General features: G+C 63.2%; 7 protein-coding genes. 5 read left to right on the top strand and 2 right to left on the bottom strand.

Annotated features, from left to right (window positions below; all coding sequences use genetic code 11):
* From F758_RS0132405 to F758_RS0132390, 4 genes are all read left to right on the top strand, one after another.
* A partial coding sequence (locus tag F758_RS0132405; RefSeq protein WP_024511778.1) for a chemotaxis protein CheW occupies positions 1-446 on the top strand: 446 nt, incomplete at its 5' end.
* A 25-nt stretch (positions 447-471) separates the two neighbouring features.
* On the top strand, positions 472-861 hold the full coding sequence (locus tag F758_RS0132400) for a response regulator (RefSeq protein ID WP_024511777.1): 390 nt from the start codon (positions 472-474) through the stop codon (positions 859-861).
* Positions 862-878: 17 nt separating this feature from the next.
* Positions 879-1,760: a CheR family methyltransferase gene (locus tag F758_RS0132395; protein ID WP_024511776.1), complete on the top strand. Its 882-nt coding sequence runs from the start codon at positions 879-881 to the stop codon at positions 1,758-1,760.
* A gap of 3 nt (positions 1,761-1,763) precedes the next feature.
* Complete coding sequence (locus F758_RS0132390) at positions 1,764-2,090, top strand: hypothetical protein (RefSeq protein ID WP_024511775.1); 327 nt, start codon at positions 1,764-1,766, stop codon at positions 2,088-2,090.
* Here the strand turns inward: F758_RS0132390 and F758_RS51060 are convergent, their stop codons facing one another.
* Positions 2,091-2,498 (bottom strand): hypothetical protein, encoded by a 408-nt coding sequence (locus F758_RS51060; protein WP_024511774.1) that lies wholly within the window; start codon positions 2,496-2,498, stop codon positions 2,091-2,093.
* Between the two features lie 145 nt (positions 2,499-2,643).
* Between F758_RS51060 and F758_RS0132380 the strand changes: the two genes are divergently transcribed.
* Positions 2,644-3,279 (top strand): response regulator transcription factor, encoded by a 636-nt coding sequence (locus tag F758_RS0132380; protein WP_024511773.1) that lies wholly within the window; start codon positions 2,644-2,646, stop codon positions 3,277-3,279.
* A gap of 145 nt (positions 3,280-3,424) precedes the next feature.
* Here F758_RS0132380 and F758_RS0132375 read toward each other — a convergent pair whose 3' ends face one another.
* Positions 3,425-6,931, bottom strand: a complete 3,507-nt coding sequence (locus tag F758_RS0132375; protein ID WP_024511772.1) for a PAS domain S-box protein — start codon at positions 6,929-6,931, stop codon at positions 3,425-3,427.
* Between the last annotated feature and the right edge of the window lie 272 nt (positions 6,932-7,203).

The following is a 7,203-nucleotide window of genomic DNA, read 5'->3' as shown; positions in this document are numbered from 1 at the left end:
GCGCGATGGCCGAATATGTCACCGCCGTGATCGGCGGCCAGCTGTTCGGGCTGCCGATTTCCCGCGTGCAGGACGTGTTCATGCCGGAGCGGCTGACGCGGGTGCCGCTCGCGGCGGTCGAGATCGCCGGCGTCTTGAACCTGCGCGGCCGCATCGTCACCGTGATCGACATGCGCGCCCGGCTCGGNCTGCCCAGGGCCTCCGACGGCAAGCCGCCGATGGCGGTCGGCGTCGACCTGCGCGGCGAGTCCTACGGGCTCCTGATCGACCAGATCGGCGAGGTGCTGCGCCTGCCCGAGGACAGCCGCGAGGACAACCCCGTCAATCTCGACCCGCGCCTCGCCAAGCTCGCCGGCGGCGTCCATCGCCTCGACGGCCAGCTCATGGTCGTCCTCGATGTCGATCGCGTCCTCGAAATGGTGCCAAAAACCGCGCAAGCCGCTTGAGTGCTCGCTTATCGGAGAAAGCCCAATGAAAACCTGCCTGGTGGTCGACGATTCAAGTGTGGTGCGGAAGATCGCGCGGCGTATTCTCGAAGCAATGGATTTCGAGATCATCGAAGCCGAGGACGGCGAGAAGGCTCTAGAGGCCTGCAAGCGCGGTCTGCCCGATGCGGTGCTGCTCGACTGGAACATGCCGATCATGGACGGCTACGAGTTCCTCGGCAATCTGCGCCGCATGCCCGGCGGCGAGAGGCCCAAAGTGGTGTTCTGCACCACTGAAAACGGCATCGATCATATCGCGCGCGCACTCGAGGCCGGCGCCAACGAATACATCATGAAGCCCTTCGACAAGGACATCGTTGCGGCGAAGTTCCAGGAAGTCGGTCTCATCCAGTTGCCGTCGCCGGCATCGATCTGATTCTTAAGAGTCCGCCTGTGATTCCACCCGACTACGAATATCTGCGGAAAGTCCTCAAGGACCTTTCCGGCCTCGACCTGTCCGCCGACAAGCAATATCTGATCGAAAGCCGGCTGTTGCCGCTGGCGCGGAAGACAGGCCTCGCCAATATCGGTGAGCTTGTGCAGAAGATGAGGGGTGGATCGCCCTCCCTGATCAATCAGGTGGTCGAAGCCATGACCACCAACGAGACCTTCTTCTTTCGCGACAAGGTCCCGTTCGACCACTTTCGCGAGACGATCATGCCTGAGATCCTGCGCACCCGCGCAGGCCGCAAGAGCATCCGCATCTGGTGTGCCGCCGGTTCGACCGGTCAGGAGCCGTATTCGATCGCGATGTGCCTGAAGGAAATGGGCGTAGCGCTTGCGGGCTGGCGCGTCGACATTCTCGCGACCGACCTGTCGCAGGAGGTGCTGGAGAAATCGAAGTCCGGCATCTACAGCCAGTTCGAGGTGCAACGCGGGCTGCCGATCCAATTGCTCGTGAAATACTTCAAGCAGATGGGCGAACTCTGGCAAATCAACGCGGACGTTCGCGCCATGGTTCAGCACCGGCAGCTCAATCTGCTGCACGACTTTTCGCATCTCGGTGCTTTCGACGTGATCTTCTGCCGCAACGTCCTGATCTATTTCGACCAGCAAACCAAGATCAATATTTTCGGCCGGTTGGCCAAGGCAATCGAGCCGGACGGCTTCTTGGTGCTGGGTGCGGCGGAAACCGTGGTCGGATTGACTGAGGCTTTCAAACCGTTTTCGGATCGGCGCGGTCTCTATCGGCCGAGCAGCACGCAGAACGCGCCGGGAAGAGTATGGGCAACGGGCACCGCCGCGCCGAAACTGGCGGCGATAGCAGGAATGTGAGCAATGTCGGAAGAAAACAAAGGTTCGGAGCGCGTCACCTTCAGCCGCGGATACGACGTCTGCATCATGGCCATCGACGGAACGTGGCGGCGCAATTGCCAGCTCAACGCCATCTCCGATAACGATGCCATCCTGACAGTTGAAGGCTCCATTCAAGGACTGAACCTGAAGGAGTTCTTTCTGCTGTTGTCCTCGACCGGTCTCGCCTATCGTCGCTGCGAACTGGTCCGTGTCAATGGCGCCGAGATGGATATTCAGTTCATCAAGGGCAAACACAAGAAGAAGCGATCCGGCAGCTCGTCCGACGACGACGCATTGATGCACGCCTGATCAGCGCGGAGGCCGCGCATGCGCGCGGCTTCCGCCTACGTGCCTCGAAGCTCTATTGTTGAATGGTGCGCCCTGCGGGCAGGTCGTGGAACCCACCGGCGCTGCGGCTACATGTCTTTTCGCAACCGCCTTGTTTTCGAGCAGGAACTGCAGGGCCGCCGTGAGGTTCGTGTTGCAAGCAGCAAGCGCGGCTTCCGCTTGCGTGTAGAGAGGCGTGACATCGTCCAGCACGACGACGTCGGCGAATTCCTGATTGCCGGTGCAATCCTGGACCTTCGCGGCTTCGATCAACTTGATGCTGGCCTGGACATGGTCGATGAGCGACACCAGGTCCGAAACGATCAAATAGAAGCCGTCGTTGCGGTCTTCGGATGGAACCGCTACGTCACCGGCTTCCGCATTCCGCATGGGTGTTCTCCGTCAATGCGGTTTAGGCGGCTACGGCTACTTGTGAGTTAAGGCCTCCTCCCGTACAAATACGGGTGGGGCGAATCCGCGCCGAACGCTAACGGTTTGGTGCGCACGTCATTTGTAACTCTACGGACGAAGGCACATGGCCGAGAAACCTGCCTCCCGCGGTGAAATCTTCGTGGTTGATGACGATCCTGCCGTTCGCGAAACCCTTTCTCTGGTGCTGTCTGCGGCGGGCTATCAGGTGATCTGCTTTGCGGACGGCGCGGCGTTGCTCGCGGTCGCGCGAAGCCGGACGCCGGCCGCGATCCTGCTCGACGTTCACATTCCCGGCAAATCCGGGCTCGACATCCTGAGGGAACTGCATGGCGAGGATTATCCGGCGCCTATCTTCATGATCTCGGGGCAGGGCGATATCGCCATGGCCGTCAGTGCCATCAAGAACGGCGCGCTCGATTTCATCGAAAAGCCGTTTCGCGGCAGCGAGATCGTGGCCCGGCTCGACGAGGCAATCGGGGCTTATGCACGCCGGCAGGCGCAGAGTTCGTCCAGCATCGCCACGCTGCATTTCCCCGGCCGCGAACCGCTGACGCGGCGCGAGCGCGAGGTGCTGGAGCAATTCACCGCCGGCGCGTCCAACAAGGAAGCCGGCCGCACCCTCGGCATCAGTCCGCGCACGATCGAGGATCACCGCGCCAACATCATGAAAAAGCTCGGCGCCAGGAACGCGGCCGATCTGGTCCGGATCGTGATGACCGCGCAACAGCGCGCGTCGTAGAACTTCTTCCTCTCGCGACGCAAGTCGGGGGCGGCCCGACTTGCGCAAATTGGGATGCGCAACTGGGGTCAACCCCGGTGGCCGCGGAAGAGGTGAACCGAAACAGACGGAGCGCCGAAGTCCGAGACGGTGGCTTCGTTCCCCTTCACGCCTCCAGCGCCCGGCGGATCATGCGGGCCATGTCCGATTTGCGATAGGGCTTTGCCAGCAGCAGCACGCCGGAGTCGAGCCGGCCGTGGTGGATGATGGCGTTTTCGGTGTAGCCCGACGTGAAAAGCACTTTCAGATCGGGAAGCTGCTTCTGCAGGTGGTCGGCGAGCTGCCGCCCGTTCATGGTGCCGGGCATGATCACGTCGGTGAACAAGAGATCGAATTTGTGCCCCCAGTCGAAGAGGGAGAGCGCCTCGCTCGCGTTCGCCGCATCCAGCGTGACGTAGCCGAGCGAATGGAGCTGCGTCAGCACATAGTCCCTCACCAGGCGGTCGTCCTCGACGACCAGGATGGTTTCATGGCCGCCTTCGATTTCCGGCGCAGCGTGGCTTTCCGGCGCGAGCGATGCGCCCGTGCCGGGCGGCAGATACATCTTGATGCTCGTCCCGACACCCTCTTCGCTGTAAATCTTGATGTGACCGGCCGACTGCTTGATGAATCCATAGACCATACTGAGGCCCAGGCCGGTGCCCTTGCCCGGGCCCTTGGAGGTGAAGAACGGATCGAACACCCGGTCGAGGATGGCGGCGGGAATGCCGGTTCCGGTATCGCTCACCGCGATCATGGAATAGCGGCCCGGGCGAACGTCGTTCACCTTCGCGTAAGCTTCGTCGAGCCAGATCGAGGCCGTTTCCAGGATCAGCTTGCCGCCGCTCGGCATCGCATCACGCGCGTTGAGCGCCAGATTGAGGATCGCGGTGGCGAGCTGATTGGGGTCCACCAGCGCGATGCAGGCCTCGTCCTCGAATACCGATTCGATCTCGATGTGCTCGCCCAGCGTCGGCCGCAAGAGCTTGGCCGTATCGATGATCAGGGTGTTGACATCGATCTCCCGCGGCTGCAACGGCTGCCGGCGCGCGAAGGCGAGCAGGTGCTGGGTAAGGTCGGCGCCGCGCGCGGCGGCCTCGTCGATCATCTTGGTGATTGCCGCAAGCTGCGGCTCCTTGGCAACGGCCGCGCCCAGGATTTCGATGGTTCCGGTGATGACGGTCAGGATGTTGTTGAAGTCGTGGGCGATGCCGCCGGTGAGCTGGCCGATCGCCTCCATCTTTTCGGACTGCCTGATGCGCTCCTCGGCCGCGATCTTCTCGGTGAGATCGCGGAAAAAGCCGTTGAAGACGAAGCCGGAGCGCGTCTTCATGGCGGTCAGGCTGAGCTCGGCCGTAAATTCCTTGCCGTCGCGGCGCCGCACAGTGATTTCGCGGCGGGGGCCGAGGATCTGGCCATGACCAAGGGTGCGGAAGCGCGACAGCGCCTCGCGGAGCTCGTCGTGGTCCGCTCCGACGACGACGAGCTGAATGAGGTCCTTGCCGAGCACGGCGTCGCGCGACCAGCCGAAAATCTGCTCGGCCTGCGAATTCCAGTTGAGGATACTGCCGTTTTCATCGATCTGCACGAAGGCGTCGAGCGCGGTCTCGATGATGTTGCGTGCGAGCTGCTCGCTTTCGCGCAGGCTCTCCTGCGCAAGCCGGCTCTCGGTCGTGTCGCGGCCGACGAAGAAATAGCGCTTGACCGGTTCGGACCATGTGCCGAGCCATGACAGGGTCACGGCCCGGCCGTCCCTGTGGATCATGCGCGTGTCGGAGATCTTGGAACGGTCGCCGCGTCGCGCGGCGCCCATCTCCGCTTGCGTCATCGCGAGGTCGTCGGGATGAATGAACTCGGCGCTGCTGTGGCCGATCATTTCCTCCGGCCTGAAGCCCAGGATGGTCTCGCAGCTCGGGCTGACCTGAACCAGCGCTCCTCCGGCATCCATGACCAGGATCAGGTCCTGCGAATTTTCGAAGATGCGCTCCCGCTCCTCGAGCTGCTGGCGTAGCGCGAGCTCGGTCTGCCGCAACTCGGTGATGTCGCGGGCTATCTTGGAGGCGCCGATGATCTCGCCGGCAGCGTTCCTGATCGGCGAGATGGACAGCGAGACTTGCACGAGCGTGCCATCCTTGCGCCTGCGCATGGTCTCGTGGTGCTCGATCCGCTCGCCGCGCAAGATCCGCCGCAGGATCGCCTGCACCTCCTCGCCTCGGTCGGGAGGGACGATCAGGTTGATGCTTTGGCCGACCGCTTCTTCCGCGCTGTAGCCGAACAGGTGTTCGGCGGCCGGATTCCATCCGGTGATGATGCCGTCCAGCGACTTGGTGACGATCGCATCACTGGACGATTCGACCATCGCACTGAACAGGCGGTCGCGCGCGGCATAGTGGTCCCGCGCCGCTTCGGTGCGGCGATGTTCCTGCACCTCGCGTTCGAGTTCGGCGGTCTTGGCCTTCACCTCGTTCATCGCGCGGGCAAAGGCCTGCGCCAGAACGCCGGTCTCGCCGCTGGCATCTGGCGGGATTTTGAACGGTTCGTCACGGCCGATTCCCTCGACCGCCGCGCGCAATCGGTTGATGGGGCGCGTCAGGGAGCGCGCGATGGCGAACGCAAGCGCGGCCGCGCCAAGCATGGCGATCAGTCCGACCTGCAGCGATGTTCTGCTGATGGCCGTCGCGGTGGCCACGAACACGGCGTTCGGGACCGTTTCGATGATTCCGATCCATTGCTTGTCGACCAGCATGGCCGGCGCGAGCGCCGCTCCGCCAGGCCGTCGCGAGGTGTCGGGGATGACCCGCACGCCACTTTGCGATCCGCCGACCAGGGACGCGAAATAAGGAAAATCCTTCTGCCAGTCTCTTCGCCCGCCGAGGTCGCTTGCGAATTCGCGCGAGCGGTCCGGATGGACGAGATAGTCGCCTTTGGCGTCGACGACGTAGATCTGCTCTCCGGGGCGCGCCGGCGTCCTGATGCGATCCAGGCACGGACGCATATCGACATTGATGACGACGATGCCGAAGAGCTTGCCGCCGGGCGCGAAAATCGGCGTCGCGACGCGTAATGTCGGCACATGCGGCACCTCGATGGTGCCGTTCTCCTGGTTGAGATCCACCGGCGAGACGTAGACCTCGTCCGGCTTTAGCTTGATGGTCTCCTTGAAATAGGCCCGGTCGCCCTTTCGCTGCAATTCGCTATCGGGCACGATCCGAACCGCCCCGTTCGGACCGGAGCGGTCGACGCGGACCAGCTCGCGCCCTCCGTCGTCGAGGCCGATCAGACGGAATTGCGAATAGGCCGGCTTGGCTTCGAGCTCCGCGGCGAGCTGATCGATGAGCCGGGTCCGCCAGGTGTTTTCGGCGACGTGGTCGACCGGATCGGCCCCGCCGTTGACATGCGCGGTGACCATGCCCTGCACCGCCGTGCGGGTGGAGAAGGTCGCCACATCGGCGCGCGCGCCGCGAACATAGGAGCGCAGGTCGCTGGCAACGAGTTTCGAATGCGACTCGATGCGATCGAGTATACGCGGCAGCAGCGCCTGTTCCAGATTGTGATAGCCCAGCAATCCGACGGCGGAAACCGCAGCGGCGACCACCAGGATCATCGCAAGGGCGAGGCGGGTAGTGAGCGTCATCTCTCTCTTCGCGCCACCGAAACTGGCGGGCTGTCCGGCGATCCCGGCGGCACCATCAGGTCAGGAGCCGGACGCGCCATGGCGGTCCGATCCCAGACATGACGATGACCGCTTCGTGGCCGCAAGACAACCGGAAAGTGTCTGCGGCAATGCCGCCGGCGCAAGGGTTTTGGACGGGCTGTACCACACTCCGTGGCCGCTTCAGGCACGACTGGCCGCGAGGAGGTCATCAATTGCGGCCGTCCGCGGTTCCATGCGGATTGTGCGTCGCG

The sequence above is a fragment of the Bradyrhizobium sp. ARR65 genome (assembly GCF_000472385.1).
Taxonomy (GTDB): domain Bacteria; phylum Pseudomonadota; class Alphaproteobacteria; order Rhizobiales; family Xanthobacteraceae; genus Bradyrhizobium.
Note: the sequence above shows the minus strand (reverse complement) of the source record. Positions and strands in the feature narration are given on the sequence as shown.

Coding starts and splice junctions, on each gene's coding strand:
- F758_RS0132400 (WP_024511777.1), top strand. CDS start 472: ATGAAAACCTGCCTGGTGGTCGACGATTCAAGTGTGGTGCGGAAGATC.
- F758_RS0132390 (WP_024511775.1), top strand. CDS start 1,764: ATGTCGGAAGAAAACAAAGGTTCGGAGCGCGTCACCTTCAGCCGCGGA.
- F758_RS51060 (WP_024511774.1), bottom strand. CDS start 2,498: ATGCGGAATGCGGAAGCCGGTGACGTAGCGGTTCCATCCGAAGACCGC.
- F758_RS0132380 (WP_024511773.1), top strand. CDS start 2,644: ATGGCCGAGAAACCTGCCTCCCGCGGTGAAATCTTCGTGGTTGATGAC.
- F758_RS0132375 (WP_024511772.1), bottom strand. CDS start 6,931: ATGACGCTCACTACCCGCCTCGCCCTTGCGATGATCCTGGTGGTCGCC.